This is a genomic window from Nonomuraea sp. NPDC049480 (assembly GCF_044465905.1).
Classification (GTDB): domain Bacteria; phylum Actinomycetota; class Actinomycetes; order Streptosporangiales; family Streptosporangiaceae; genus Nonomuraea.
In genome coordinates this window covers 1-25,508 of record NZ_JBITMD010000049.1, presented here as the reverse complement: position 1 = coordinate 25,508, position 25,508 = coordinate 1, and the positions used below count along the sequence as shown (strand labels likewise).

29 protein-coding genes and 1 pseudogene are annotated in these 25,508 nt (G+C 69.2%); 11 read left to right on the top strand and 19 right to left on the bottom strand.

All coding sequences use genetic code 11. From position 1 onward, the window contains the following. The first annotated feature begins 151 nt into the window (after positions 1-151). Positions 152-1,351, top strand: a complete 1,200-nt coding sequence (locus tag ACIBX3_RS58935; protein ID WP_397129603.1) for an RNA polymerase sigma factor — start codon at positions 152-154, stop codon at positions 1,349-1,351. Positions 1,352-1,424: 73 nt separating this feature from the next. Here ACIBX3_RS58935 and ACIBX3_RS58930 read toward each other — a convergent pair whose 3' ends face one another. Continuing rightward, a complete protein-coding gene (locus tag ACIBX3_RS58930) occupies positions 1,425-1,784 on the bottom strand; it encodes a YciI family protein (RefSeq protein ID WP_397129602.1) in 360 nt (119 codons plus the stop codon). A 187-nt stretch (positions 1,785-1,971) separates the two neighbouring features. Between ACIBX3_RS58930 and ACIBX3_RS58925 the strand changes: the two genes are divergently transcribed. Beyond that, the gene (locus tag ACIBX3_RS58925) at positions 1,972-3,042 is read left to right on the top strand and encodes a winged helix DNA-binding domain-containing protein (protein WP_397129601.1); all 1,071 of its coding nucleotides are present in this window, start codon (positions 1,972-1,974) and stop codon (positions 3,040-3,042) included. Positions 3,043-3,073: 31 nt separating this feature from the next. On the opposite strand, the gene ACIBX3_RS58920 is transcribed toward ACIBX3_RS58925, so the two are convergent. Continuing rightward, positions 3,074-3,421, bottom strand: coding sequence for a DoxX family protein (locus ACIBX3_RS58920; RefSeq protein WP_397129600.1), 348 nt, complete (start codon positions 3,419-3,421; stop codon positions 3,074-3,076). 342 nt (positions 3,422-3,763) lie between these two features. Here ACIBX3_RS58920 and ACIBX3_RS58915 point away from each other — a divergent pair, with 342 nt between their 5' ends. The 3 genes from ACIBX3_RS58915 (at position 3,764) to ACIBX3_RS58905 (ending at position 7,938) form a co-directional block, all read left to right on the top strand. Further along, positions 3,764-6,064, top strand: a complete 2,301-nt coding sequence (locus ACIBX3_RS58915) for a LuxR C-terminal-related transcriptional regulator (RefSeq protein WP_397129599.1) — start codon at positions 3,764-3,766, stop codon at positions 6,062-6,064. A 99-nt stretch (positions 6,065-6,163) separates the two neighbouring features. Beyond that, a complete protein-coding gene (locus ACIBX3_RS58910) occupies positions 6,164-6,400 on the top strand; it encodes a hypothetical protein (protein ID WP_397129598.1) in 237 nt (78 codons plus the stop codon). After that, positions 6,397-7,938 (top strand): nitrilase-related carbon-nitrogen hydrolase, encoded by a 1,542-nt coding sequence (locus tag ACIBX3_RS58905; RefSeq protein WP_397129597.1) that lies wholly within the window; start codon positions 6,397-6,399, stop codon positions 7,936-7,938. Before ACIBX3_RS58910 ends, ACIBX3_RS58905 begins: the two co-directional genes overlap by 4 nt. Here ACIBX3_RS58905 and ACIBX3_RS58900 read toward each other — a convergent pair. Continuing rightward, positions 7,875-8,567 carry a winged helix-turn-helix transcriptional regulator gene (locus ACIBX3_RS58900; RefSeq protein ID WP_397129596.1) on the bottom strand — a complete coding sequence of 231 codons (693 nt, stop codon included), beginning with the start codon at positions 8,565-8,567 and terminating at the stop codon, positions 7,875-7,877. The two genes, ACIBX3_RS58905 and ACIBX3_RS58900, sit on opposite strands and share 64 nt — an antisense overlap. A gap of 115 nt (positions 8,568-8,682) precedes the next feature. On the opposite strand from ACIBX3_RS58900, the gene ACIBX3_RS58895 reads away from it, so the two are divergent. From ACIBX3_RS58895 to ACIBX3_RS58875, 5 genes are all read left to right on the top strand, one after another. Further along, the gene (locus tag ACIBX3_RS58895; protein ID WP_397129595.1) at positions 8,683-9,045 is read left to right on the top strand and encodes a DsrE family protein; all 363 of its coding nucleotides are present in this window, start codon (positions 8,683-8,685) and stop codon (positions 9,043-9,045) included. A 309-nt stretch (positions 9,046-9,354) separates the two neighbouring features. Beyond that, on the top strand, positions 9,355-10,740 hold the full coding sequence (locus tag ACIBX3_RS58890; RefSeq protein WP_397129594.1) for an alpha/beta hydrolase: 1,386 nt from the start codon (positions 9,355-9,357) through the stop codon (positions 10,738-10,740). Between the two features lie 10 nt (positions 10,741-10,750). Beyond that, positions 10,751-11,845, top strand: a complete 1,095-nt coding sequence (locus ACIBX3_RS58885) for a sensor histidine kinase (protein ID WP_397129593.1) — start codon at positions 10,751-10,753, stop codon at positions 11,843-11,845. Next, the gene (locus ACIBX3_RS58880) at positions 11,842-12,501 is read left to right on the top strand and encodes a response regulator (RefSeq protein WP_397129592.1); all 660 of its coding nucleotides are present in this window, start codon (positions 11,842-11,844) and stop codon (positions 12,499-12,501) included. Before ACIBX3_RS58885 ends, ACIBX3_RS58880 begins: the two co-directional genes overlap by 4 nt. A gap of 191 nt (positions 12,502-12,692) precedes the next feature. Next, positions 12,693-13,826 carry a DUF418 domain-containing protein gene (locus ACIBX3_RS58875; RefSeq protein ID WP_397129591.1) on the top strand — a complete coding sequence of 378 codons (1,134 nt, stop codon included), beginning with the start codon at positions 12,693-12,695 and terminating at the stop codon, positions 13,824-13,826. Positions 13,827-13,851: 25 nt separating this feature from the next. On the opposite strand, the gene ACIBX3_RS58870 is transcribed toward ACIBX3_RS58875, so the two are convergent. From ACIBX3_RS58870 to ACIBX3_RS58815, 12 genes and pseudogenes are all read right to left on the bottom strand, one after another. Further along, positions 13,852-14,499, bottom strand: coding sequence for a DsbA family oxidoreductase (locus tag ACIBX3_RS58870; protein WP_397129590.1), 648 nt, complete (start codon positions 14,497-14,499; stop codon positions 13,852-13,854). A 110-nt stretch (positions 14,500-14,609) separates the two neighbouring features. After that, the gene (locus ACIBX3_RS58865; RefSeq protein ID WP_397129589.1) at positions 14,610-14,972 is read right to left on the bottom strand and encodes an antibiotic biosynthesis monooxygenase family protein; all 363 of its coding nucleotides are present in this window, start codon (positions 14,970-14,972) and stop codon (positions 14,610-14,612) included. 347 nt (positions 14,973-15,319) lie between these two features. Continuing rightward, positions 15,320-15,685 carry a DUF2809 domain-containing protein gene (locus ACIBX3_RS58860; RefSeq protein ID WP_397129588.1) on the bottom strand — a complete coding sequence of 122 codons (366 nt, stop codon included), beginning with the start codon at positions 15,683-15,685 and terminating at the stop codon, positions 15,320-15,322. Between the two features lie 450 nt (positions 15,686-16,135). Further along, on the bottom strand, positions 16,136-16,603 hold the full coding sequence (locus tag ACIBX3_RS58855; protein ID WP_397129587.1) for a hypothetical protein: 468 nt from the start codon (positions 16,601-16,603) through the stop codon (positions 16,136-16,138). Between the two features lie 188 nt (positions 16,604-16,791). Beyond that, positions 16,792-17,484 (bottom strand): DUF998 domain-containing protein, encoded by a 693-nt coding sequence (locus ACIBX3_RS58850; protein WP_397129586.1) that lies wholly within the window; start codon positions 17,482-17,484, stop codon positions 16,792-16,794. 190 nt (positions 17,485-17,674) lie between these two features. Continuing rightward, complete coding sequence (locus ACIBX3_RS58845; RefSeq protein WP_397129585.1) at positions 17,675-18,334, bottom strand: SRPBCC domain-containing protein; 660 nt, start codon at positions 18,332-18,334, stop codon at positions 17,675-17,677. A gap of 274 nt (positions 18,335-18,608) precedes the next feature. Further along, positions 18,609-18,713 (bottom strand): annotated as a pseudogene (locus ACIBX3_RS58840) (transcriptional regulator); the annotation flags it as partial. A 153-nt stretch (positions 18,714-18,866) separates the two neighbouring features. Beyond that, the gene (locus ACIBX3_RS58835) at positions 18,867-19,517 is read right to left on the bottom strand and encodes a hypothetical protein (protein ID WP_397129584.1); all 651 of its coding nucleotides are present in this window, start codon (positions 19,515-19,517) and stop codon (positions 18,867-18,869) included. Then, entirely contained in the window at positions 19,514-20,209 is a 696-nt protein-coding gene (locus ACIBX3_RS58830; RefSeq protein ID WP_397129583.1) for an ABC transporter ATP-binding protein, read from the bottom strand. Before ACIBX3_RS58830 ends, ACIBX3_RS58835 begins: the two co-directional genes overlap by 4 nt. Beyond that, on the bottom strand, positions 20,206-20,703 hold the full coding sequence (locus ACIBX3_RS58825) for a hypothetical protein (RefSeq protein WP_397129582.1): 498 nt from the start codon (positions 20,701-20,703) through the stop codon (positions 20,206-20,208). Before ACIBX3_RS58825 ends, ACIBX3_RS58830 begins: the two co-directional genes overlap by 4 nt. Continuing rightward, positions 20,700-21,224, bottom strand: coding sequence for an RNA polymerase sigma factor (locus ACIBX3_RS58820; protein ID WP_397129581.1), 525 nt, complete (start codon positions 21,222-21,224; stop codon positions 20,700-20,702). The genes ACIBX3_RS58825 and ACIBX3_RS58820 overlap by 4 nt, the downstream gene beginning before the upstream one ends. 85 nt (positions 21,225-21,309) lie before the next feature. Then, positions 21,310-21,585, bottom strand: coding sequence for a hypothetical protein (locus tag ACIBX3_RS58815; protein ID WP_397129624.1), 276 nt, complete (start codon positions 21,583-21,585; stop codon positions 21,310-21,312). Here ACIBX3_RS58815 and ACIBX3_RS58810 point away from each other — a divergent pair. Beyond that, positions 21,487-22,203 (top strand): alpha/beta fold hydrolase, encoded by a 717-nt coding sequence (locus ACIBX3_RS58810; RefSeq protein WP_397129622.1) that lies wholly within the window; start codon positions 21,487-21,489, stop codon positions 22,201-22,203. The genes ACIBX3_RS58815 and ACIBX3_RS58810 overlap by 99 nt on opposite strands. Positions 22,204-22,439: 236 nt before the next feature. Here the strand turns inward: ACIBX3_RS58810 and ACIBX3_RS58805 are convergent, their stop codons facing one another. From ACIBX3_RS58805 to ACIBX3_RS58790, 4 genes are all read right to left on the bottom strand, one after another. Further along, positions 22,440-23,603, bottom strand: a complete 1,164-nt coding sequence (locus ACIBX3_RS58805; RefSeq protein ID WP_397129580.1) for a CU044_5270 family protein — start codon at positions 23,601-23,603, stop codon at positions 22,440-22,442. Next, entirely contained in the window at positions 23,600-24,151 is a 552-nt protein-coding gene (locus ACIBX3_RS58800; protein WP_397129579.1) for an RNA polymerase sigma factor, read from the bottom strand. Before ACIBX3_RS58800 ends, ACIBX3_RS58805 begins: the two co-directional genes overlap by 4 nt. A gap of 530 nt (positions 24,152-24,681) precedes the next feature. Then, on the bottom strand, positions 24,682-24,825 hold the full coding sequence (locus ACIBX3_RS58795; protein ID WP_397129578.1) for a hypothetical protein: 144 nt from the start codon (positions 24,823-24,825) through the stop codon (positions 24,682-24,684). 42 nt (positions 24,826-24,867) lie between these two features. Next, positions 24,868-25,401: a GNAT family N-acetyltransferase gene (locus tag ACIBX3_RS58790; RefSeq protein WP_397129577.1), complete on the bottom strand. Its 534-nt coding sequence runs from the start codon at positions 25,399-25,401 to the stop codon at positions 24,868-24,870. Positions 25,402-25,508 lie beyond the last annotated feature (107 nt).

The following is a 25,508-nucleotide window of genomic DNA, read 5'->3' as shown; positions in this document are numbered from 1 at the left end:
CCGGTCAACTCCGGACGTACTGTCTGTCGACGGCTGCCGGCTTGGTCACCGGAGAAGACGATGGCGCTGGCCTCGTACCTTGGAACTTGCGCGACGGGAAGGGAAAAGCGCCTCGGTCCCGCGGGTATTGCACCATGGTGCGGTGGGCGACGTGGCGGAACTGTTGGACCGGATCTGGCGGACGGACGCGGCCGGCATGCTCGGCGCGCTCAGCCGGAGGCTCGGCGACTTCGACCGGGCCGAAGAGGCGCTGTCGGACGCGCTGGCCGAGGCGCTCAAGCGCTGGCCCGACGAGGGTGTGCCGGAGAGCCCCACCGGTTGGCTGGTCACCACGGGCTGGCGCAAGGCGCTGGACCGGCTGCGCCGCGACGCCGTCGGCCGCAAGAGGATGGCACAGGTGGCCGCGGAACCGCCGCAGGAACCGGGCGTGGACGATCGGCTGGCCATGGTTTTCGCGTGCTGCCACCCAGACCTCGCCGAGCCGGCCCGGGTCGCGCTGACGCTGTACGCCGCCGGCGGCCTGAGCACGGCCGAGATCGCCGCCGCGTTCCTGGTGCCGCTGCCGACGATGGCGCAGCGGCTTTCCCGGGCAAAGCGCCAGCTGTGGGAGCGCGGCATCCGGTTCGAGGTGCCGCAGCCGCATGAGTACGCCGACCGGCTACCGGCCGTGCTTGCGGTGATCTACCTGGTGTTCAACGAGGGGTATTTGTCGAGTGGCCGGTCCGCTCAGCGGCGCGAACTGGCCCGCGAGGGGGTCGAGCTGGCGCGCCAACTGGCCGAGCTGCTGCCCCGTGAGCCGGAGGCCGCCGGCCTGGCAGCGTTGCTGGAGCTGCACCACGCCCGCGCCGACGCGCGGTTCGACTCGTGGGGCCGCATCGTGCTGCTCGAGCAGCAGGATCGGCGGCTGTGGGACAAGGCGGCGATCGAACGGGCGGCGCTGCGGCTGCGGGCGGCGGTGGGCCAGGGCCGGCCAGGGCCGTACCAGCTGCAGGCCGGCATCGCCGCCCTGCATGCCCTGGCCGCCTCGTACGCGGCCACCAACTGGGCCTACGTGCGGGCGCTGTACGACCAGCTGTACGCGTTGGACCCGTCGCCGGTAGTGCTGCTGAACCGGGCAGTGGCCACACGGTTCGCGGTGGGCCCGGCTCCGGCGCTGGATGAGGTGGACGCGCTCGGGGACCGGCTTTCCGGTTACCACCTGTGGCACGCCGCCCGGGCCGACCTGCTGGCCGAGCTCGACCGTCCGGCCGAGGCGCTGGCGGCGGGGGAGCGGGCTCTGGAGCTGGCGACGAACCCGGCCGAACGGGAGCTGATATCGCGCCGGGTGGGTGAGCTGAGGCGTCGGCTGTGAGAGGTGAGCTGAGGCGCCGGCTGTGAGAGGTGAGCTGAGGCGCCGGCTGTGAGACCGGCGCCCAGCGTCACCGCTATTCGCGGCTCATCACCGGACGGACCTCCAGCGCGCTCATCCCGGCGGCGAGTGGCCAGGTGGCCGCGATCCGCACGGCCTCGTCGATGTCGTCGCAGTCCAGCATGACGACCGAACCGATGACCTCCTTGAGCTCCAGGTACGGCCCGTCGGTGATGACCGGCCGGCCGTTCGCCCCGGCGCGCACCGTCTTTGCCGTGTCCCGGGCCTGCAGCTCGACGCCGCCGTCGGCGATCTTGCCGGTCAGCTGCCACCGTTCGAACCACTCGTAGACCTGCTTCATCACGTCCTGCTCGTCGGCCGGGGACAGCGCGGTCCACTCGCGGTCGTCGCCGAAGATCAGCATCGCGTACTTCACCGTTGCTCCTCGTGGTTGGCAGGGCCTGCGTCTTCCGTGTGACGAACGGCCGGCATCGGTTCTCGACAGGTTCCGCCGAATTTCTTGCCGAAGTTCCGGCGGCCAACGGCTCCAGGGTGATTCCAGGTGGTTCAGGAGTTTCGTCGCTAAGATCATCTGGAACGCCGTAGCCCATGAAGGCGGAGTATTGATCGTCTCTCAACGCACCCTCAACCGTACGCTCCTCGACCGGCAGTTCCTGCTGAGCCGCACCTCTGGCACGCCCCTGGACGTGGTCCGGCATCTGGTCGCCGTTCAAGGGCAGGAACCGAACTGGCCGTACGTCGGGCTGTGGACGCGCATCGACGGCTTCCGGCACGAACACCTGGAATCGCTGATCCACGATCGCAGCGTGGTGCGCTCGACCGTGATCCGCAGGACCGTGCACCTGGTGTGTCCCCACGACTTCGCCTGGCTCCGGCCGGCGGTCGAGCCCATCGTCAGCGTCGCCCTGCGGCATGCCTATTACGCGCAGGAGATCGAGGGACTCGACCTCGGCGAGCTGGCACAGATCGGCCGGGAGGCGCTCAGCGGCCGATCGCTGACCCGGCGCGAACTCGGCCGGCTGCTCGGCGAGCGGTTCCCCGGACGTCATGCGGGCCGGCTCGCCGATGCGGTGGAACTCTTGGAGCCGCTCGTCCACGGCCCGTCGGCCGGTGTCTGGGGAAAGTGGAAGAACCGGTCCTCGATCGAGGTGACCCTCGCGGAGGAGTGGACGGGCATCCCCATGGCCGCGGAACGTCGGCTCGAGACGATGGTCCTGCGCTACCTGGCGGCTTTCGGGCCGGCGAGCGTCATGGACGTGCAGGCCTGGGCCGGTGTGACGCGGCTGCGTGAGGTGGTGGAGGGGCTCAGGCCGCGCCTGCGCGTCTACCGGAACGAAGACGGCAAGGAGCTGTTCGACGTGCCCGAGGCGACGCTCGCCGACCCCGGCCTGCCGGCCCCGGTGCGGTTCCTGCCCGCGTTCGACAACAGTCTGCTCGGCCATCAGGACCGGACGCGCGTGATCAGCGAGGAGGATCGCAAGCGCATCGCCCCGGCAGCCTCGGGCGGCGTTCCGACGTTCCTCGTGGACGGCTTCGTCGGTGGCACATGGACGCTGAAGGACGGGACCGTGCTCATTTCACCGTTCCGGCCGCTGGCCGATCCCGAAGCGGTGCTCGAAGAGGCGGAACGCATGCTGCCCTTCATCGATGCGCACGCCGCCCAGATCGCGTGATCAAGGAAAGCGGGTCGGCAAGAAGCTGCCGTCAGGCGATGTGTCCCAGCATCAAGGCGGCGATCACCGGGCCCATGTACAGGAGGGGGAAGACGACGGTCGAGTACGAGCGCGCCCGGAGCACGGTGACGACGGCTCCGGCGAAGTACAGCACCAGGCCGATCCCGGCCAGGACGCCGACGACCGGCACGAACAGGCCGGCCAGCAGGCCCGCGGACCCTGCGGCCTTGGCTGCGCCGAGCCAGGTCCACCACGAGCGGGGGACGCCGTAGTCCATCAGCGGCTTCACGACCCACTCGGCGCGGCGAAGGAGGGAGAAGGCAGAGAAACCCACCCAGAGGGCGGCCAGGACGGTGACGATGGTGGCGGTGGTGGACATGGGGACACTCCCTAGCTGGTGCTTTCTTGTGACACCCATCCTGCGAGCGCCGGTTGATAGCTCCTCGATGCGTTCACGATGCGCGGCTTCCCGACCGACCAGTGACCCAGCGGTGGACCATTTCGCTCGAAAGGCTTCGGACATACTCGTTCAGGCGATAGTCGAGCGCCTCACCGCCCGCAAGCCCACAAGGGTGGAGTAATCCCTGAACGCCCCCCGATGGACCGGCGAGCCGGTGCCCCAGATCAGTAGCGATGCCCGACGCCTGACGCTCCGCAGGCAGAGGCTGCGAACGGGTGGCACACTGGGCGACATCACCTGTTCTGGGCGAGCGGAGACCGGATGGCGCTGCAGGACGAGCGGCCGCCTGCCGCGCCAGGGCTTGCGTCCCCACTCATCAACGGCAAACTGCTGATCCCGCCGGTCCGGCCGGGCACCGTTGGCCGGAGCAGGCTGACCGCGCTGCTCGGCGACCACTCCCAGCGCCTGGCCGTCGTGGTCGCGCCCGCAGGATGGGGGAAGACCACCCTGCTCGCCGACTGGGCCCGGCGGATCGCCCCCGCAGGCGGCACCGCCGTCGCGTGGCTCACCCTGGACGACTCCGACGATGAGCCGCACCGGTTCTGGACCTATCTGGTTTCGGCCCTGCGGACGGCGAGCCCGGCGCTGGGCGGCGCGGCGCTGAAGGCCTTGCGGGTGACCGAGGTCGACCCGCTCGAGGTGGCCGTGCCCACCCTGCTCAACGACCTCGAAGCGACGACAGAGCGGCACGCCCTCGTGCTCGACGACTACCACGTGCTCCGGGACCGGCGGATCCACGAGGCCGTCGAATTCTTTCTCAGCTACCTGCCGCCTTCCCTCCGCCTGGTCGTCGCCTCCCGGCTGGACCCGGCGCTGCCACTGGCCCGGCTCCGCGTCGGCGGAGAGCTGGCCGAGATCCGTGCGGCGGGGCTGCGCTTCACCGGCGACGAGGCGACCGGTCTGGTCGGCGGGGTGGCCGGCGACGCCTTCGACACCGATGGGATCGCCGCCCTGGTTGACCGGACCGAAGGCTGGGCGGCTGGGATCAAGCTGATGGCGCTGGCGATCCGGGCCGCCCCGAGCCCTCCGGCCAGTGTGGACACGCTCGGCGGCGACGAGCGGCACGTCGTCGACTACCTCACCAGCGAGGTGCTCGACGGCCTGAGCGCCGGGCACCGGGACTTCCTGCTCCGCACATCCCTGCTCGAGCAGCTGTGCGGCCCGCTGTGCGACGCAGTCCTGGAACGTGCCGACTCCCAGCTGGCGTTGGCTGAGCTGGAAAGGGCCGATCTGTTCCTCGTCGCGCTGGACTCCCAGCGGTTCTGGTACCGCTATCACCGGCTGTTCCGCGAAGCTCTCCGACGTGAGCTGCTCACAGTGGCTCCGGAAGCCGGGCCGCGGCTCCTGGGCCGGGCCGCCGGGTGGCATGCGAACGCCGGAGATCAGGAGCAGGCGATCCGATACCTGATCGCGGCCGGTGACCAGGACGGTGCGGCGGAGCTGCTGGCCGCCGCCGACGACGACTTCCTCGCCCGCGGTGCGATCGGCGCCTACCTGCGGCTCGGTGACAGCCTCGACGCAGAGACCGTACGGGCCAACCCGAGGCTGGGCATCTCGCTCGCGTCGGCCGCGGGCTTGACCGGCCGCCTTCACCGCGTGGCCCCGCTGCTCGACACCGCGGAGGCCGCCATCACCGCCGACACCGCCCCTCCAGCCGGGTGGCGGTCCGGGCACGCGGCGGCGATGACGCTTCGAGCCGTGTACGCCCAGGACGGCTGGACTCCGGAAGAACTCCTCGCCATGGCTCGCCGTTCGGTCGAACTGGAGGCGGACCCGGGGACCCCCGGCTGGGTGATCTCCCGGATCGCTCTCGGGAGCGTACTGTCGGGCACGGGTCACCACGACGACGCGGCGCGGGTGCTGGCGCAGGCGGTGGAACGGGCCGCGGTGGCCGGCCTGCCCGCGTTCACCCGGCTCCAGGCCACCGGCCTGCTCGCCATCGCCCTGTCGAACCGAGGCGATACCGAGCGCGTCCGCGTGCTGCTGCGAGGCGTGCTGCCCGAGGTCGTGGCGATCGAGGCCGAACTCGGGGACGCCGCCGCGCCGGCAGTGGTCTTCCTGCGGCTGGCCGAGGGTGTCGTCGCCCATCGCGACGGGCATCTGATTCGGGCGCGGGATCTGCTGCTCCACGCCGTGGACCTGGCCCAGATCACCGGTCATCCCACTCAGGTCGTGCGAGCCCTGGTCACTCTGGCGGAGCTGGACCTGGCCTGCGGGGACCGCCGGGCGGTGTCGGCCGCTCTGTCCGAGGCCGACGAGGTGGCGCGGAACGGGCCGGTGTTCCCCGCGGTGGCCGCCGCACTCGCCGAGACGCGCCTGCGTGCCGGGCGGAGCACCACAGCCGTGACCAGGCGGGCCGGCGGGCCGGCGGAACCGCTCACCGACCGGGAGCACTCCATCCTGCGTGCTCTGCGCGGTCCGCTGAGCCAGCGGGAGATCGGCGCGGAGCTCTACCTGTCGATGAACACGGTGAAGGGCTACAGCAAGAGCCTGTACCGCAAACTCGGCGTCACGTCCCGCGCCGAAGCCGTCCAACGCGGGCGCGACCTCGGCCTGATCTGACGCCGCCCCGCCCTCCACCCTGGGTGGTCCAGACCCTGGGTGGTGTGCTCTCCCCCCGTTGCCCGCGATGCTTCGCGCCATGCGACGAAAGGGCGCGAAATGACAACGAACTACAGGGTGGAGGTCCGCGGGGTACTCCCGAGCGGCCTCAACGACGAACTACGCCGCCGGTTCGGGGCGGTGGTCGTCCAGTCGGACGGCGACCGCACAGTGATGCCGAACCTGGCCGTCGACCAGGCCGGCCTGCGGGCCGTACTCGATCTGCTGTGGGACGTGGACGGCGAGCTGCTGCTCGTCAGGGCCATCCCGTCGGATGCGGAGCGGGGGAACCGATGAGCTCGTGGCTCTGGCTGCTGGCCGGTGCGGCCCTGCTGCCGTTCACCGTTCTGCAGACCACCATTCCGCTGGCCGCGTGGGTGGCGCCGGTGCTGCTGCTGCGTTTCACCCGGACCACCCGGGCCCGATGGGCGCTACCGGCTCTGGCCATCGCGATCGCCGTCGGCGCCGTGATCAGCTTCCGGGGCGTCTTTCCAGGTGACCAGATCGCGATGATCGCGGTCGGCGCCGGCGCGCTCGGCGTCGTACCGTACGCGCTGGACGGGCTGCTCGGCCGCTGGCTGAGCGGGCTGACCCGTACCCTCGTCTTCCCGGCGGCCGACGTCGCGCTGGCATTCCTGTTCAGCACCGGGGACATGGGCACGATGGGGCATCCGGTGGGCACCCAGGTGGGAAACCTGCCGCTGCTGCAGTCGGTGTCGGTGACCGGCCTGTGGGGGCTCGCCTTCCTGATCGCCTGGACCGCACCGGTCTGCAACGAGCTGTGGGAACGCGGCTTCGACCTGCGAGCCGCCGGACGGAGCACTGTCGTCTGGGTGTGCAGCCTGGCCGCCGTCCTGTTGTTGGGCGGGGCGAGGCTGGTGTTCGACCCACCGGCCGGCTCGACCGTCCGGGTGGCTGCGCTGGCGCCGAACCGGGCAGCCGACGACGCGTCCGTGGCCGCCGGCATCAAGGCCGGGCCGCGTGGCGCGGCGGCACGCGCGGAGCTGAGACGGCGGTACTACAGCCCGACGGTGGACGACCTGTTCGACCGAACGGTGACGGCCGCCCGGTCGGGAGCCAGAATCGTCCTGTGGTCCGAGGCCGCAGCCTACGACTTCGTCGAGGAGGGGACAGCGGTGGTCGAACGAGCGCGGGCGGTCGCCCGAGCGGAACGGATCTATCTTCAGATCGGCGTGGTCTACCTGCTGCCCAGAGAGCGGAGCCCCAACGTCGAGATCCGCGCAATCATGATCGACCCGGGTGGCACGGTCGTCTGGAACTACCTCAAGACGTCCACGCCCGTCGGTGACGGCAATGTGCCGGGCCCCGGGGTGGTGCCCACAATAGACACGCCGTACGGCCGGCTGGCGACCGTCATCTGCTTCGACGCCAATTTCATGCCGCTGATCCGGCAGGCCGGGCAGGCCGGGGCCGACATCCTGCTCCTGCCCTCCAGCGACTATGCACAGGTCACCGACGCGCTCGGGCAGCAGGCCGTGTTGCGCGGCGTGGAGAACGGAATGAGCGTCGTCCGGTCCGCTCGGCTCGGGACCTCCCTGGCCGTCGACCACCAGGGCCGGATGATCGGGTACGAGGCGAGCTGGTTCACCAGCGACGCCCGCACCACCGACCACACGATGACCGTCACGGTGCCCATCCAGGGACGGCCCACCCCGTACAGCCGGTGGGTGGGCGACGCCGTCGCCTGGCTCTGCCTCACCGGCCTGCTCGCCATGGCGGCCGCGGCAGCCGTTCGCCGGTTCCGCCGGGTTCACCGGGGGAGTGACGCCGCCGCCCGCTTGATCGCAGCGAACGGGCTGACGTCGAGCCACTGAGGCAGCGCCTGGCAGGCGGCGGAGTCGCCGGTCAGGCGCAGTGCTTCACCGCGTAGCGCCGCCGACCAGCTCATGTCGCCCAGCCAGATGTGGGTGAGGGTCGGTACCTCGGTCTCCAGCCACACGCTGATCGGGAAGCCCGGATCGGTGTCGCACACGTCGGCGCCGCCGGATCGGGACAGCACCAGCCACCATCGCTGCTGAGCAGTTGGCGCGTCCCGGAAGTGGAGTTGCACCGTGGCCGCTCGCTCGGGCATGCGGGCACGCTGCGACTCCCGTTTGATCTGGAGCATCAGCAGCACCGGGTCGAACTCGTCCGGGCGCAGCTCATGCATCCAGCGCACGCCCCACGCGCCCATCTGCTCCAGCAGCGGCTGCAACTCCTGTCCGGCCGGCGTGAGCCGGTAGCGAGGCTCACCGTCGATGATGTGGCGCTGCACGAGACCGGCCCGCTGCAGCTCGCGCAGCCGCGCCGCGAGCAGCGACGGCGACATCCGGGGAAGGCCGCGGGCGATGGCGTTGAACCGGTCCTCGCCCCAGAGCAGCTCACGGATGACCAGCAGCGTCCAGCGTTCGGCCAGGATTTCGGCGGCTCGCGCGACCGGGCAGTACTGGCCGTAGCGCTTCATGGCCCCATCCTTCTCGCGGCGGGCAGATCTCGCCGCTACAGAAAAAGTACTAGGCCGCAGGTCGCGCGTCACGCAATCTCATGAGCGAAAGAGAAAACGCAGCAAAAGGAGTGACATGTCCGGAAAAGCGGTCATCAGCCTGACCACCGGCTTGGAGGACCCCGAGCGGGTCACCGTGGCGTTCCTCGTCGCGGTCGGAGCGGCCGAGGAAGGCCGGCCGACGCTCATGTTCCTGACCAAGGAGGCGGTGCGGCTGGCGTTGCACGGCGTCGCGACCGGGGTTGCCTGCAACGGCTGCCCGCCGCTGCCCGACCTGGTCCAGCGGTACCAGAACGCAGGTGGAACGTTCCTGGTCTGCCCGATCTGCTTCACCGCCAAGGGACTCGACGAGACCCAGTTGATCAAGTCGGCCGAGATCGGCGGCACGGTGCCCATGTGGCGCTGGATCGGCGACGGCGCGACGACGTTCAGCTACTGACCCCCGAAGGAATCGACCAGCAAAACCCTGCTACGGCCACTTCTCGATCTCAGAAGGGGCAGACCTGGTTCAACGAGAGATCTTCTGCGCCGGATGCTGCGGGCCCCTGTCCCTGCACCGGGACTGACGTCAGAGCGGTTCGATGGCGTAGTGGACGGCGGTGAGGAGTTGCCGCGCGATCAGGCGGACTACCTGGTCCGCGTCAACGACCCGCCGTGGTTCCAGTAGCCCGCCTGGCCCCGGCAGCGCAGTGAAAGATCTGCCGAAAGAGAGACGCGCGGTCGCCGCCGCCCCGGCGATCCTTCCTGCATGAACATCGTTGCTTCGTTCGTCATCGGCGCGGTCACCGCCGTGGCGCCGGTCACGGCCACCCCGTCGTTGTGGCAGGACTGCGGGGACGGTCTGCAGTGCGCGCAGATCCAGGTGCCCGCCGACTGGGCACGCCAGTCAGGGCACAAGGTCACGATCGGCGTGGCCAAGCTGCCCGCCCAGGATCAGGCGACCAAGAAAGGAGTGCTCTTGGTCAACACGGGTGGGCCTGGCGAGCAGATCACGCTTCTCCACCAATGGAAGAAGGCTTTCGCGGACCTGACTCAATGGTTCGACGTGGTGATCTTCGACCCGCGGGGGTTCGGCAAGTCCAGCGCGATCAACTGCCCCATCCCCGCGCCCTTCGCCACCGAGTGGGTGTTCCCGAGCAGATCAGCCTACGACGCCTATGCCGCGAAGAACCGTACCTTCGGGAAGGCATGCGCCAAGGAGGCCGGCGAGCTGTCGGGCAACCTCAACTCCTGGCAGATCGCGCACGACATGGAGGCCATCAGAAAGGCGCTCGGCCAGGCCAAGCTGACCTACCTGGGCAACTCGCACGGCACTGTGCTCGGGCAGGCGTACGCCGAGTTGTTCCCCCGCAAGGTAAGCCGGATGTACCTCGACAGCGTCGTCGACCACACCACGCCCGACCTCGGTGAGTGGCTCCCACGGCGGGCCAAGGCACTGGAGGCCAACTTCAAACGCTTCGCCGCCTGGTGCGAGACCACCGCGACCTGCGCGCTGCACGGCAAGAACCCGGTGGCCGTCTGGGACGAGGTGATGGCCACGGCCCGCCGCGAGCCCATCCCCGCGCCCGAAGCCGGTGCCGACGTGAGCATCAGCGACACCCAGATCGCCTCCCGCGCCTTTTTCACGCACGAGGCCACCTGGGAGCGCCTGGCCGCCGGGCTCGCGCGGGCACAGGCCGGCGACGCCTCGTTCTTCGCCAAGGTGGAGGGTATTCCGGACCCGAACCTGTCACGCGTCATCCTCTGCGCGGACCTTCCCTACCCCGGCTACGACCGGCTCGTGAAGCTGGAAAAAAGCCTGCGCCGCGACACGCCCCACATCGGCTGGCGGGCGGTGTGGCCGATGGCCAACCACTGTGCGGGCCTGCCGCCCACCAGGACGTACCCGCCTCACACCATCAAGGCGCCGGGACTGCCGCCCGTGCTCATCGCCAACGGCGAATACGACGACAACACCCCGGCCGCCGACGGCCGAAAGCTGGCCGCCGCGCTCCCCGGCGCCCACTACCTGAAGGCGGTGGGCGGGCACGCGCTCTACTTCTCCGGCCACCCCTGCGTACGCGAGCACGTGCACCGCTACCTCACTACGGGCGAGCTGCCGCCACGCGGCGCCTCCTGCGGGCCGGCGAAGTAGCGTAGCCGCCGTGTTCGTCAGAGAAGGGCTGCTCGTGCTCGCAGCCACGGCCGCGCTCATCGGGTTCGCCACGCTCGACGGCGTCCTCGACGGGGAGTCGCCGGGGCAGGGCCTGCCCCTCCTGGCGGGCGCCAGCCTCGCCGCCGCCCTGCCCTTGACGTTGCGGGCGCGGCTCCCTCTGGCGGGTGCGCTGCTGTCAGCTGCCCTAGCGCTGCTGGGTCTCGTGATACCGGGCTGGCCCGGCCGGCTGGTGACCATGGTCATGTTCGGCGCGGCGGCTTTTCACCTCCCGCGCCGCCCGTGGCTCGTCATGGGCCTGTCCATCGTGTGGACCGCCGGATACGGCCTGCACATACCGCAGGCCTACAAAGGGCTCTCCGTGGTCACCGACCTGGTCATCATGGGCGTGGCCCCGGTCGCGGTCGGTCATGCACTGCGGCTGCACGGCGAGCGGGCCCGACAGTCGGCCCAGCTCGGCCACGCCGAGGCCAGGCGCGCCATGGCCGAGGAACGCGCCGGGCTCGCCCGCGACGTCCACGACAGCGTCGGCCACCACCTCACGGCGATCCGCATGCAGGCCACGGCCACCCGCAGGGCACTGCGCGGCGAGGCGCCGGCCGCCGACAAGGCGCTGAGCACCATCGCCGACCTGTCCTCCTCCGCGCTCGGAGAGGTACGCGCCTTGCTCGACACCCTGCGCAAGGCACCTGCCGGGCCGGACGCGGAGGAGATCGAGGACCTGGCCCGGCGGCTGTCCACCCCTCAACTGCGCATCATGGTCCGCCGCAGCGGCACCGGCACGCCGCTGCCCCCCGGCGTCGGTCGCACGGTCTACCGCGTTGTGCAGGAGTCGCTCACCAACGTCGCCCGCCACTCGGACGCCACAGAGGTGGAGGTGCGGCTGCGGCGCAGCCCTGGCACGGTGACGGTCTCGATCGAGGACAACGGCTGCATCGGCCACACCCGGGCAGGCGCGGAGGGGCAGGGCATCAGAGGCATGCGCGAACGCGTACACCAGCATGGCGGCACGCTCCTGTCCGGCCCAGAAGAGCATCGCGGCTGGCTGGTGAAGGCCACCGTGCCGATCGGGGAGGGCGCGGCATGACGATTCGGGTGGTGATCGCCGACGACCAGCCGGCCGTACGAGAGGCATTGCGTTTGACGCTCGACGGCGAGCCTGACGTCGAGGTGGTCGGCGAGGCCGCCGACGGGGCCGAGGCCGTGCACCAGGCGCTGTGGCGGCGGCCCGACGTGGTGGTGATGGACCTGCGCATGCCGTACGTCGACGGGATCTCCGCGATCCGTCAGCTCGCCGACGTGGACACGCCGCCGCGGGTGCTCGCGCTGACGACTTTCGACACCGACGAATATCTGTTCGGCGCGCTCCAGTCGGGGGCTGCGGGATTCCTGCTCAAGGACAGCGACCCGGAGTTGCTGCTGGAGGCGGTACGAGCGCTGCACCATGGGCACGGGCTGGTGGACCCGCGGGTCACCACCCGCCTGATCCACCGCTTCGCCATGCTTTCACCCTCGCCCGCCGACGACGCCCAGCGGCGGCTCACCGCTCGCGAGCTCGAGGTGCTCCGGCAACTGGCCCGAGGACTGAGCAACGCGGAGATAGCCAGAGCCCTGACCATCGAGGAAGGGACGGTGAAGACCCATGTCGCCAGTCTCCTCCGCAAGCTCGGGTTGCCCACTCGGGTGCGCGCCGTCATTTATGCGTACGAGCACGGGCTGGCCCCGCACGACTCCGACACCTGACACTTGGGCGATGAGCTCCACGGCAGTTTCCGCTTCATATCCAAGATGACGAGGCACTCTGATCTGCTGGCTCGCGACCAAGGTATCGCCGGGCTCGCGACCAAGGAATGTGGCCGTACATCGATCGATGTACGGCCGTTTTCGTCTCGTGAGACGAGGCCGACGGGAATTCTCCCCACGAGGCTTGAAGTGTGGCGAAACGAATAGACGCGTTGGACGTGCTGCGCGGTATCGCGATCATGGGCACGCTCGGGACCAATATCTGGATCTTCACCGATCCCGCCGGCCCTGCCGGCTTCCTGGGATTCGACAACACCGGAGCTGTGGAGACATTCCTGCGGTTCCTGTCCAACGGGAAGTTCCTGGGCCTGCTGACGCTGCTGTTCGGCATCGGCATGGAACTGCAGTACCGCAGCGCGGTGCGCAAGGGGCTGGCCTGGCCGGGCCGTTACCTGTGGCGCGCCGCCCTGCTGCTTGTGGAGGGCACGTTACACTTCATCCTGATTTTCGAGTTCGACGTGCTCATGGGCTACGCGGTCACCTCCATGATCGTCGCCTATGTGATCGGCAGGAGCCACCGCGCCATCAGGGCTTGGATGACAGCCGCGGGTGCGCTCCACATCACCTTGGTGGGCCTGCTCACGCTGGCCCTGCTGGCCACGGACGACGAGGCCTTCGCCGGCGCCGCCGGGACCCTGTACACCCAGGGCAGCTGGCTCGACCAGGTGCTCTCCCGCCTCCACAACGCCGCGGTGTACCGCGTGGAGCTGATCTTCATCATCCCCATGGGCATCGTGCTGTTCCTTCTGGGCACCTTGCTGCTGCGCGGGGGCCTGTTCGAGGAGCGCGGCGCGGCCCTGCGCAGGAGGCTCACCGTGGCGGGGCTCGGCGTCGGCGCGCCACTGAACCTCCTCACCTCGTACGCCGGGCCGGCCTGGTTCGCCGTCGACCGCTACCTCCTCGCGCCACTGGTCGCCCTGGGCCTACTGGGACTGATCACCTCGATCCTGCTCAAGCGCGACAGAGCACCCGGCCTGATGCTCAGAGGAGTCACCAACGTCGGACGCACCGCGCTGTCCAGCTACGTCTTCCAGAACCTGGCGGCCGGCGCACTCTGCTACGGCTGGGGCCTTGGCCTGGCGGCCCAGCTCGACCCGCTGCGTCCGTGGTGGGTGCCCGCGGCGTGGGCCGTCATCTGCCTGCTGTTCATCACGCTGTCCACGCTGTGGCTGCGCCGGTACGACCGCGGCCCGCTCGAACTGGCCTGGCAATGGGCGTACCAGGCGCCCTGGCGCACGACCGCGAAAACTCCTGCCCGCCGCTGACCTCCACGCGGCGCCGCCGTGTCGTTCACCCGCCCGCCGGGGCATCGTGCGGGCTGGTCAGGCCGTGCTCCAGCAGCCGGCGTAGCTCGGCGGCGGGCTGGACGCCCGAGACCGGCGGCCTGCCGCCGATCACCAGGGAGGGGACGCCGGTGATACGGTGCTCGGCCGCGCGCCGCCGGTCGGCCCGCACCGCCTCGGCGTAGTCGTCCCTGGCGAGGACGGCGCCCACCCGCCCGGCATCCAGGCCGGCCTCGGCACCCAGGCGCTGCAGCACCTGCGGGTCGGCCACGTTGAGCCCTTCAGTGTGGTAAGCGCGAAGCAGCCGCTCCATCATCTGGTCGGCCTGACCGTGCTCGGCGGCCAGATGGCACAGCCGATGCGCGTCGAAGGTGTTGACCGGCCGGGCCAGGTGCAGGTTCAGCTCGAGACCTTCCGCAGCACCCAGCGCCTGAATCCGCGCCACCCGGGCCGACGCCTGGTCACCCCACCATCCGACCATGGCCTCGGCGGCCGTGGAGCCGGGGACCCGGCCTTCCTCCAGGGCGAGCTCGTAACTGCGCCAGACGATCTCCACCTGGTCCCGGTCGGCGACCATCTCCAGTGCTGTCGTCAATCGTCGTTTGCCGATGTAGCACCACGGGCACAGCACATCGGCGTAAATCTCGACCTTCATGAACGTCCTTTGATGTGATTGGCGGCCTGGGTCACAGGCGCCCGCCTCGTCCCCGCGTCGCCCCGTTCCCCAGGCTGGCGGGGGCGCCCTCTGAGCGGACGCCGGTGTGCTCAGGAGTCGAGGCGCTGCGGCCCGGGACCGACTTCCCGGACGACGGTGTAGGTGGGAACCCCGCTCATGCGCGGTTCGGCCTTGCCCGACAAGCCCTCCAGGGCCTTGCGGATGGCGGCCATCCGGCCTTCGGCGTCGGAGGTCTCGACAAAGTTGCGGTAGTCCGCCTCGCTGTCCCAGTGCACGATGTTGTAGACGCGGGTGCCGTCCGTGCTCACGTGGAAACGGGCCGACCGGTAGCCGGGATAGAAACGCACCCACCGCTCCTGGATCTCCGCGAACGCCTCGACGAGCTCGTGTTGGGTGTCAAAGCCGTCAACGGTGTAGTCGATGATCGAATAGAAGCCGGGATCCGTGGTCACGTAGGCGCTCCTCATGGTCAGGCGCAGGGCAGGTCCTGATCGCTCATCCTGCAACCTCAACCACAGTTGAGATCAAGGACCTTGGGCCCGCGTGGTCACCGCCGTGGCGCCGGTCACGGCCCCTCCGCCGGTACCGGATAACCGCCCCTTATCCGGTACATCAACCCGTGTCCGCCGCGCGCCGCCCATCAGGCTCCTCGCCAGTGGCAACACCTGGTGAATGTGGGTTTTGGACTTATATGGGCCGGACCTCGTCCTGCGCTGGCCGCCGCGCAGGACGAACCCGATGACCTCGCCGCTGTGGGGCATCCGTACCGTCAGCGTGCCGGTGGGGTGGAGTCCGAGAGTCAGCCGGTCTGATCACCGGATCGGACGAATCGGCGTTCCCAGGCCAGGGCCGCGACCACACCGATGGCATAGGCGACCAGATCCCATGGGTCGGGGAACGCGCCGACCAGGACACCGCCGATGCCCGGCGGGGTCATGCCGACTATTTGGTAGAACTCGACGGCGGCGGCGATCGCGGCCGTGGCCAGGGTGCGGCGTGCGGCGGTGGTGCGCCACAGCAGCCCCACGAACGCGTAGACCAGCATGGTGGCGCCGACGTCGCTCACGTAACCGCGGATGAACGGTTGTCCCGGGCCCCGGTAGAAGAGGGCGAACGCGCCGACGGCAAGGGCGACGCCACCCAGAAGGACCATGGCACGACGCATGTGATTGACATCTTCTCCGAGCTCTATGATCAGGACGAACCTGATCATAGAGCTCGTCCCTTATGGCGGCATGCTGATTGCGGCAGGTCAGCGACCGCGGTGGAGTGCCATGGCGACGGCATGCCAGCACGCTGGAACGTAGTGACGATCCATCCGGAATGAGGCCCGACCACATGAAACAGTGCCCCGCGTGGTGCGAGGAAGAGCACTCCAACACCCGTTCATGATCCACCGAATGTGGGTTTGACCTTATGCGGGCTGAACCCCAAACCTCTCTCACAAATGGCCACTTCAGAGGAACGCCTCGGCCTCCAATCCGTTCAGATAGAACTGGCCAGTAGCAGGTCAGGCGCATCAACCGTGGTCACATCAAGGCGGAACTGACAGGTTTCACCGGGTTCATGACACCGCCGCCGGTTCGACGTCCACCGAACCGGTGAGACCCACTACTTAGCCGAGCGAGAGTACCGAAACGGCGATCAGAATCAGCAGGAGCGCCAACCAGCCGCCCGCGATCGCCAGTAAGGCGATCATGCAGCCCTTCCCGTTCCATGGCTGAGGGGCGGGGCCGAGGGCGCCGCGGGAGTAGGCCCACATGGGGGCGCGGTATTCGAGTTCGAGCGCCATCCCCGGCTGGAGCCAGACCGTCAGGTCCGCAGGACCGATCTTTGCGGGGAGGAAATAGGGCAGGTGGACGTGAAGATGATACTGGCCAGGAGGAAGCGGGATCGTGTTACGGCCCCATCGGCCCAGCATCTGGTGGCCGTTGAGAATGATGTTGGGCGTGATCATGGCCAGCATGACGCCAAGCCAATGCCGCTTCACATCGAGTACGAGATGCGCCTGCGCTCCGGCGGGAACGGGTTGGGGCGGCTGATTCCATGGGGTGTGGGGCGCGGGCGGATGCATGGCGGTCATGCTAGTGCCACCCGATCTCTCACGATTTTCCTCTGCTACGGGCGTACGGAGCTCAACCGGATCGCGCTCATCCACCTGACTCCGAGCTCGCCGAGGGCTTGTATGGTTCACGGCCGAGCTGGCCTATCCAACGCTTGACAGGTGTCTCCGAGCGCCGCGGTCGGGCATCCTCAAGTCGAGGACGGCCGCTACTCTCCGCCGGATCGGGTCAGCAGGTGCGCGGCCAGGAGCGACGTCCATGCCAGGACGAGCGCGATCGCGCCGGCGAAGGCGACACTGGCCGCCCGGGCGCCCTGCAGCGCGAAGATCGAGATCCAGGTCGCCAGGAAGAGCACGCCGGTCACCGTGCTGAAGGCCGCCCAGCCACCGCGGCCGGCCACGGCGAACCGGCGGGCGAAGACGAAGCATGCGGTGATCAGTGCGAGGAAGGCGACCCCGGCGACGAGGAAGTGCACCAGTTCGTGCCAGCTGATGGTCGAGGGTGGGCCGGCCGGAGTGCCCGGTGGGAAGCCGTCGGCGGGGTCGGCGGAGAAGAAGGCCGCGGCGACCATCCCGGCGCCGAAGACGCCGATCAGCCGCGGTCCCCAGGTGCCGCCCCGGCCCGCCACCGGACCCAGCACCCGGTGCAGCCCGATCGCGCACGCCACGAACAGCAGGCCGCTGACCGCGAAGGTGGCGATCTGGATCCATCCCTGGTCACCGTTGCTCAGCATGCTGGCCGGGTGCCGGCTGATGTCGAACCCGTCCCTGGTGAGCATCTGCAGGACGACCACGACGATGTAGAGCGGGCCGGCGACGATGCCGCAGATCAGCAACGTCCTCGTGGAGCCTGCGGCCGCATCGGGCGGCCTACCGGCCGCTGCGGTGACGTTCTCGGTCATCGGTCTGCGCCTCTCATGCGTACTGGGCGGTGCCGGCTGCGTTGTCGGCGCCGATAGCTCCGCTATCGGTGCCTCCTCCGCCTTGCCGGACGCCGCATGGATCGCCTCCCGCGTCCCCCGAGATCCAGGAGACACGGCACCTCGCCCACTTCGGGGTTGACGGGGCAGTTCGGCCTCCGCCGGGCGGCGGTCAGCCGTTGTCGTCCCCTGTGGTCTCGGGGGCGAAGTGCTGCACTCCGAACGCGATGGCCGCGGCGAGATCGTCGCCACTGGTTCCCCAGGCGGCTTGGATCGCCGGTCCCCAGGCATGGCAGCTGCGGGTGGCGAACTCCTTTGCCTCGGGCGTGTCTTCCCAGGTCGCGGGGTCGAACGTCGCGCCGCGGAGGAACAGGTCGAGGCCGAGCAGCGTGAGATCCCAGCCGCCGCCGATACCGATCACGCCGCCGGGCCCGTAGGCGCGCACCATCTCGTCGACGATCTCGGCGGGAGAGGCGTGCTCCAACTCCACGACGGTGCCGCCGTCTTCGCCACGCGCGAGGCGGACTTCGACCTCGGTGTTCATGCCGTCCCCGAGAGCCCAGGTCACCTTGATCAGATGGGGCTTCTCGCAGCGCAGGATCTCACCGCCGGCGTTGTCCTTGAGCTGGAACGTGCCGCCGAGCCGAAGGTCGCCGTCGATCGGGGCCAGCCATCGGCTGATCCGGTCGGGGTCGGTGCAGGCGCTCCACACGTCCTCGATCGCGGCGTCGTAGGTGCGGCGCAGCAGCAGCGACCGTCCTTGGCCGGTGGCGACCGCGAGGTTGCCGATCTCCCGGTGGGTGGCGTTGATCTGGTTGACGATGTCGATCACGTGTTTCCTCGTTCTCCGTAGACGGTTGTCTGTCCGGGGGACGATGTCCCGGCAGTGTTTTCGTGCTGTTCGCGGCGCTCGCGCTTGCCGCGCGCGAGTTCGGTGCCCAACGCGTCCAGGCGCTCGCTCCAGAACCGGCGGAAGCGCTCCAGCCAGATGTCGACCTCCTGTAGTGGCGCCGAGCCGACGGCGTACCGGCGAGGGTGCCGTCCGCGCGGACGGTTGCGAACCCGGACTCCCACAGCACCCGCAGGTGCTGCGACACCGCCGGTTGCGAGATCCCGAACTCCGCCCGGATGATCCCGCTGACCGCGCCTCCGGTCTGCTCGCCGTCGGCGAGCAGCTCCGATACCCGGCGTCTGACCGGATCGCCGAGCACGTCGAAGGCCTGCACGGAGCGATAATGCCACCTGCGACTTATATAAGTCAATTCTTAACTAGTCTATGACCAGCTGTAGCCGGAAACCGCAGCCCGGGGTACCGCTTCCAGGCCATGCGTCAGCCAGGGGTGGCGCCTGACGGCGAGAATGCTTCAGGGTCGCCGTCGGATCGCCAGATAGGCGACGCCGGTCAGGACGAGTGTGAGGATGAGATAGGAGGCCGTTTCCATCCACTGCGTTGGCCAGTAGGGCAGCTCAAGGTGGCCGCGCAGCGCCCGGCCGGTGAGCTGGCTGATGCCGACCAGCAGGACGGACAGGGGCATGGTGATGCGGGTGTTCCTGGTCACGGCACCGAGGGCGGCTCCGAGTGTCAGGGCGAACAGCACTCTGGCGAACGGCACCGGGCCGTGGCTTTCGTAGTACGGCCAGTTCATCGGATCGCCGCCGGTGGGGGGCAGCGCCCAGGCCAGCAGCGCAGCCAGCAGCGCTGCCGCGACCAGAGCGCCGGTGGCCGCGGTGGCCAGGATCGCGGCCAGCCAGCGGCCGCGGGTCAGGCTCTGGGTCCAAGCGAGCTTGTGCGTTCCCGTCTCGAACTCGCGGGAGATCAGCGGCGCGCCCCACACCAGGCAGGCTGCCCCTGGCAGCAAGCCGGCCAGTTGTTCGGTGAGTCCGGACAGGTCCGGCTCCACGTGCTCCACGACGGCGGCCACGCCGTACATCATCACGACGGCGGCGATGGCGGCAGCCTGGGCGCGCTGTCCACGCCAGGCCACCCACAGCGGCCCCACGATGGGTCCCGTCATCGGACCGGTCCGGGGTTGCGCAGGTAGTCGAGCACGAGGTCCTCCATGGTGGTGGCCGGGTGGCAGGCCAGGAGCTCGGTGAAGCCGCCGCACAGCCGGACCTGGCCGACGCCGAGCAGGATTAGGTGATCACACACCTCGGCCAGGTCGGCGAGGATGTGCGAGGACAGCAGGACGGTGGTTTCCAGCTCGCGCACCGCGTCCATCACCTGGATGCGCGCCAGCGGATCCAGCTCGGCCAGCGGCTCGTCCAGCACCAGCAGATCGGCCCGCTTGCCCACCGCCAGGGCGAGCGCCACCAGAGTGCGCTGTCCACCTGACAGGCGATCTGCCCGCTGCTTGACGGGGATATCATGCGCGAGCAGGAACGAGGTGGCGGTTTGCTGGTCCCAGCGAGGGTTGGTCGCGGCGCCGAAACGCAGCAGATCAGCCACGCTCCACCGCCGATACAGCGGCTTGTCCTGAGCCACGAACGCGACCCTGGATACCTCCAGCGGCCTGCCGAAGACGCGCACCTGGCCGGTGGTGGGCGCCAGTAGCCCGGTCACCAAGTTGAGCAGCGTGGTCTTGCCCGCCCCGTTCGGCCCGACCAGCGCGCACCGAGCCCCGGTGGGCAACTCGATGGTGGCCTCACGTAGCGCCCAGCGTTGCCTGTAGCGCTTGCCCAGTTCGCTGGTCTCCAGCGCGTTCACGCTTGCTCTCCACCGGCAAGCCCGCCGGTCAGCTCGCGCTTGCGGCGCAGCAACTCGGCCCGGCGAGCGTGAGCCCGCACGAGCAGCGCCAGCGCCGCCGCGACGAACACGCCCCCCACCGCCAACGCGGCGCCCAGGCCGATACCGCGCTGCACGGCGATGCCCGCCACACCCACGGTGGTGACCAGCGAGGCGACCAGGGCGATCCAGGCGGCGATCACCCGGTCGGTGGCGAACAACGGCACCCTGCGCGTCAGCAGCCAGCAGCCGTAGCCGGCCCACGCCAGGCAGAACACGGTGAACAGCGTAAACGCCCCGTGGGTACGGCCGGGCAACGGACCCGGCTCACTCCACCACAGCGCGGCCACGAACACCACACCGGCCAGCCCGGCCAGCAGCGCCGCTACGGCGCGCACACGCCGCCACGGCGAAAGCGACGGCTCAAGCCGCTCGATCATCTCCTGCGCCGACAGACGCGGCTCCTCCTCGATCACGGCCGGTATCCCCTTTCCTCCAGGTGCTCCCGCAGCAGCCGACGAGCCCGATTGAGCCTGGACTTGACCGTGCCGGCCGGGACGAGGCAGATCTGCGCGCACTCCTCTATCGACAGGTCCTCCAGGTAAAACAGGACGAGAATCTCCCTCTCCAGGACCGGTAGCCCTGTCAAGGCGGCGATGAGCTCGGCGCGATCCGCCATGGCCTCGACGGGGTCCTCAACGATCACCTCGTCGGTCGCCAGGCATTCCTTCTCCCTGGCGTATTCGCCGCGCAGGCGGTCGGTCACCGAGCGGCGGGCGATCGTGAACAGCCAGGGTGCGAATCGGCCGGGTTCCCGCAGCCCGGGCAGGCCACGGACCACGGCCAGCCAGATCTCTTGGGTCACATCGTCGGCCCGCTCGGCATCCAGCATCCGCCGCACGTAGGTCCACACCGGCACCCGCCATCGGGCTACCAACTCGGCCCAGGCAGCCCGCTCGCCCAACTGGGCACGGACCACCAGCAGCTCATCGGTCATCTCGTCCCTTCCGTCACCTTGCACAGTCGGGCGAGAAGCTGCTCAGGTTCACGGCCGCGCACATCATTCTGCGGGTCCGCCATGCTCAGAGAGCGAGCGCAATGTGGGCTGCGATCACGAGCACCGCGATCACGGCGGCTCCGAAGCCGAAGATCGACAGCGGGACGCTGAAGGTCGCCAGCGGCCAGAACCCGTCGAGAAATACAACGCACCGTTGCGTTGTGTTCGAGCGGATGGGTACTGTGCAGCGCAACGGTGCGTTGTGTTTGGAGGTCCTGTGGTCCCCGTCGTATTCGTTCATGGCATCCGCATCAGCGGTTCGGCTTGGGTCGAGCAGGTGGAGAGAGTGGGTGCGCGGCATCCCGTGAGGGCGATCGACCTACCTGGCCACGGCGCCCATCGCGGCTCGCCGTTCACGCTTTCCCATGCGGTACAAGCAGTCGTCGACGCCATCGACGAGCCGGCTCTCGTCGTGGGCCACTCGCTCGGCGGCTACGTCGCCATCGCCGCGGCCGCCCGGCACCCCGAACGCGTGGCCGGTCTGGTCGTCGCCGGTTCGAGCTTCATTCCCGGGCGGGCACTGGAAAGGCCATTCCAGCTGGCGCACCGCGCGTTCATGCGGCTTCCGGACCGCGGTGAGTGGATCAGCCGTTGGCAGTTCAACGCCGCTCTCCCACGACCGGTTGCGGACGCGGTCGTGGGAGGCGGGATCGCGACCGAGGTGATCCCGGATGTGGCGAAGGCTTTCGACGACTTCGACGTTCTCACGGAACTCGCGCAGTATCCCGGCCCCGTATGGCTGATCAACGGCGCCCGCGACCACTTCCGGCGCCACGAGCGCCGCTTTCTCGAGGCCTGCGTTGACGGACGGCTGCTCATCGTGCCGGGCGCCGGGCACTACCTGCCACTGACCCACACCGCCGAGTTCTCGCGACTCGTCCTCGATGCCGCTGCGGTGGTGGAGAGGGGACGTAAGTGATCTAGGTGGTTGAACCACTGAGGCGGTGGTGGCCCGCACACGGCGCGGGACACCACCGCCACCGCCGCGCCAGGAGCCGACCTGACGGCACATTGTCGTGTCCGACGATGTGGCCTCGTCGCCGCCGGCTTACCAGCCCAACTATTCGCCCGCCGCCAGCCCTGGCAAGCGTCGGCGGCGGTGATCACTAAGAAGACGATGCGTCGCCGACCCTCGCGCGCGGATTGGCGAGCGGCTCAGTTCCGATACGTGGGCAGTTCTGGGCGTTCGTCGGTCCAGCCGATCGCCTGGAACGAGGTGGAGAGACGCAGCTCCACCTGCCGCCCGTTCGCGAGCTTGGTGGTGTTCGTCCTCACCTCGGCAAGAAGCAGGCCGGTGCTGGAATCGACCACGAGCTGAACCTGGGTGAACAGGCCCGGCTCTATCTCCTCCTGATAGCTGAGCGTCTGCCCGCGCCGGCCCAGCGGATCTGTCATCTCCCCCTCGGCCCGTATGCCGGGCAGAGACGCAAGGATCCGGTACGCGGATGCTCGGACCTCGGGCGAGGCCGGCAGGCCACTGATGATGCCCACACAGTCTCGCAGAAGGATGTGCGCCCTCGCCTCCTCCACGTCCATCCCGGATCCGGCCAGCTCTAGCCGGCCGATGCGCTCTTCCAGGTAGTTCCGGAGCTTGTCGGGCTCGCCCGGGATCGCGCGCACCTCCTTCCAGGTCATCGACTCCCCCGCCATGTCGCCGGCCGAGCCCTTCCACTTGCCGTAAAGCCGTTCGGCGGTCCGCTCACCTGCCGCTGCCTCCAGCGGCTTGGACGGGACGGAGAACAGCTCCTCCGTCTTCATGTTTTTGGGGTATCGCCAGCTGGTAGGCGCCCCCGCGGCCCGCCAGGCCGCCTCGTCTTGCGGGGTCGCGGGCTTGACGCCGAGATCCTGCCGGATGCGCCAGTACTGCAGATCCGGCCGCTTCGCCAGCCACGTCTCAAGGGACCGGCTGCCCTCGAGCACATAGCTGCGGGTGGGGTCGGTCAACATCCACTGGTTGACGGTCGCGGTGCGCCAGTAGTCGCCGCTCGCAGGGGCCTTCTCCACGGCGACGGCAGCAGCGAGCAGGATCTGCCGGGCGGTCGGTTCGGCCGTCGCGGACACCGACGTGCTGGGCTGAGGTGCGACAGAGATCGTGCTGTCAGACAGCATCGCAGGGGCGATAACCGCTACCGCGGCGGCGGCCGCGGCCAGGCCGAGCAGAGCGCGGCCAGGAGAGGGCATGAGCCGCCGCCGGGCCGGAACGCGCTCCAGCGAGACGATCTCCGCCAGCAGCGTGTCAGCCCCCGCGGTGGACGCCCGGCCGGCCAGGTCCTCGTCCAGCACTCGCGCCCGGTCCTTGAAGATCTGGTCGTTGTTCACCCTGACTCCTTCTCGATGAGCGGCCGTGATGCGAAACCAGGGGCCGATGGGCGGGTCTTCTCCAGGGCCTTGGCGAAGCGCTTGCGGGCCCGGTGCAGGCGGATACGGGCGGCGTTGCGGGAGCAGTCCAGCACTGTGGCGATCTCGCCGGGGTCGAGCCCCTCCCAGAGAGTCAGGGCCAGCAGTTCACGATCGCTGTCGGCGAGCATGTCCATGGCTTCGTCCACGCCGTGCTGCTCACTGTGGTGGGAGGGGGCGGCGTAGAGGTGTTCGATCTCGTCGGTGAGTTCGGCGTGCCGGGTGAGCCTGCGCCGCTCGCTACGGCGGTGGTTGGCCAGGACCCGACGGGCCACGCCGTACAGCCATAACTTGCCGGCCTCGCCGTCGGGAAGCTCGGTTATCCGCCGCCAGGCGATCACATAGGTCTCGGCCACAACATCGGCGGCGTCCTCGGGAAACGAACACCGCCGCACGGCATAACCGAGGATCTGCTCATAGGTTCGCCGGTACACCGCCTCAAACCGGGACCGGTCGTCTTGTTCACTCACGCGTCATCCTCGTCAGACCTTCCGAACGCTGCGGGCTTTCAATTCCTACGTGTCCGTGGCCGACGGCAGAATTTCAGGCGAGGCAGGAACGACTGAACCGATCGGAGCGGCTCCACGACCGGCGGCGTGCGAAAACCCCAGCTCGGCGCTCGCCCGGGCCGGGCCGACTCAGTGGTGGTATCTGTCACAGCCGCCGGATGCTGTCGGCGATCTTCAGTGGGTGGATGGCGGGTTCTGGCAGAGTTGCTGAAAAGGGGCTGTGGGACCGGGCCGGTCTCGCTCTGGTGGTCGCGATAGCCGACCCATTCGGTCTTGGTGGTCGTCTTGCTTCTTTGCGGCAGTAGCGGGCCTCGGGGTCGTGCGGGCTGACGATCTCCAGTCCCGACCAGGGCAGATCGCGTCACCATCAGCGTCTTCGGATGTCTCCTGGCCGGCAGGTGACCGGCGCGGCCGGCCGTGACACTCTGGCGATCTCGACGGCGTCGCCGCGCGCGACCCGCTCCGGCGGGGCAACCGCGGGCGGGCGTGAATCATGCCGAAGAATTGGAGTCCCCTGTTCCCGCCGGCCAGGAGAACTTGTCGTTGAGCCAGGAGTACTGGCCGTAGACCAGATCAACGGAGCGGCCGGGTGCGACGTCGAGGCGGTGGCCGCCGCCGAAGCCGCGGTCGCTCACCCCAATTCAAGCTCATCGTCCGTCTGGCTCCTGCATATTGCGTCAGGGACGCGAGGCGTTGGCGTTGGCGTTGGTAGCCACCATCCACTTAGCACGGCGCAGGGCGTACATGCGGGCGGGTTTCCCGTATCGGTCAGTAACCTCGCCAGCGAAGCTCATACCGAGCTTCGCCATGATCCGTTTCGATTGGACATTGTCACGGTGGAAGCAGGCCGTGAGCGACGAGGCGCCTATCCGCTTGAAGGCTTCGTCCCGTACCGCCGCCGCGGCCTCGGTCGCGATGCCGCGACCCCACGCGTGCGGCTCCACCCACCAGCCAATCTCCAGCACCGGCGCTTCCAGTCCCGAGGCCTCGCCGTCGCCAAGGGAAACCAAGCCGAGGAACGCTCCGTCGTCGCGCTCGGTGATGGCCCTCATCCCGAAGCCGCGCTGTTCCCACTGCTGTAGAGCAAGCTCGTGGCGCTGAAACGCGTAGTCCCGGCTCCATTGGCCGCTGCCGACAAACCTCATCACCCGTTCGTCACTGGACATCTGGATGAGGTTCTCCGCGAAGCGCTGCTGCCAGGGAATCAGCACCAGCCGAGCGGTGGGGTCTGTCCAGCGATCGGTGTATCTCGATCTTGACTGGGGCTATCGGGTGGTCGGGGTCAGGCGGCCTTCGAAAGTGATGGCGAAGGCGTTCA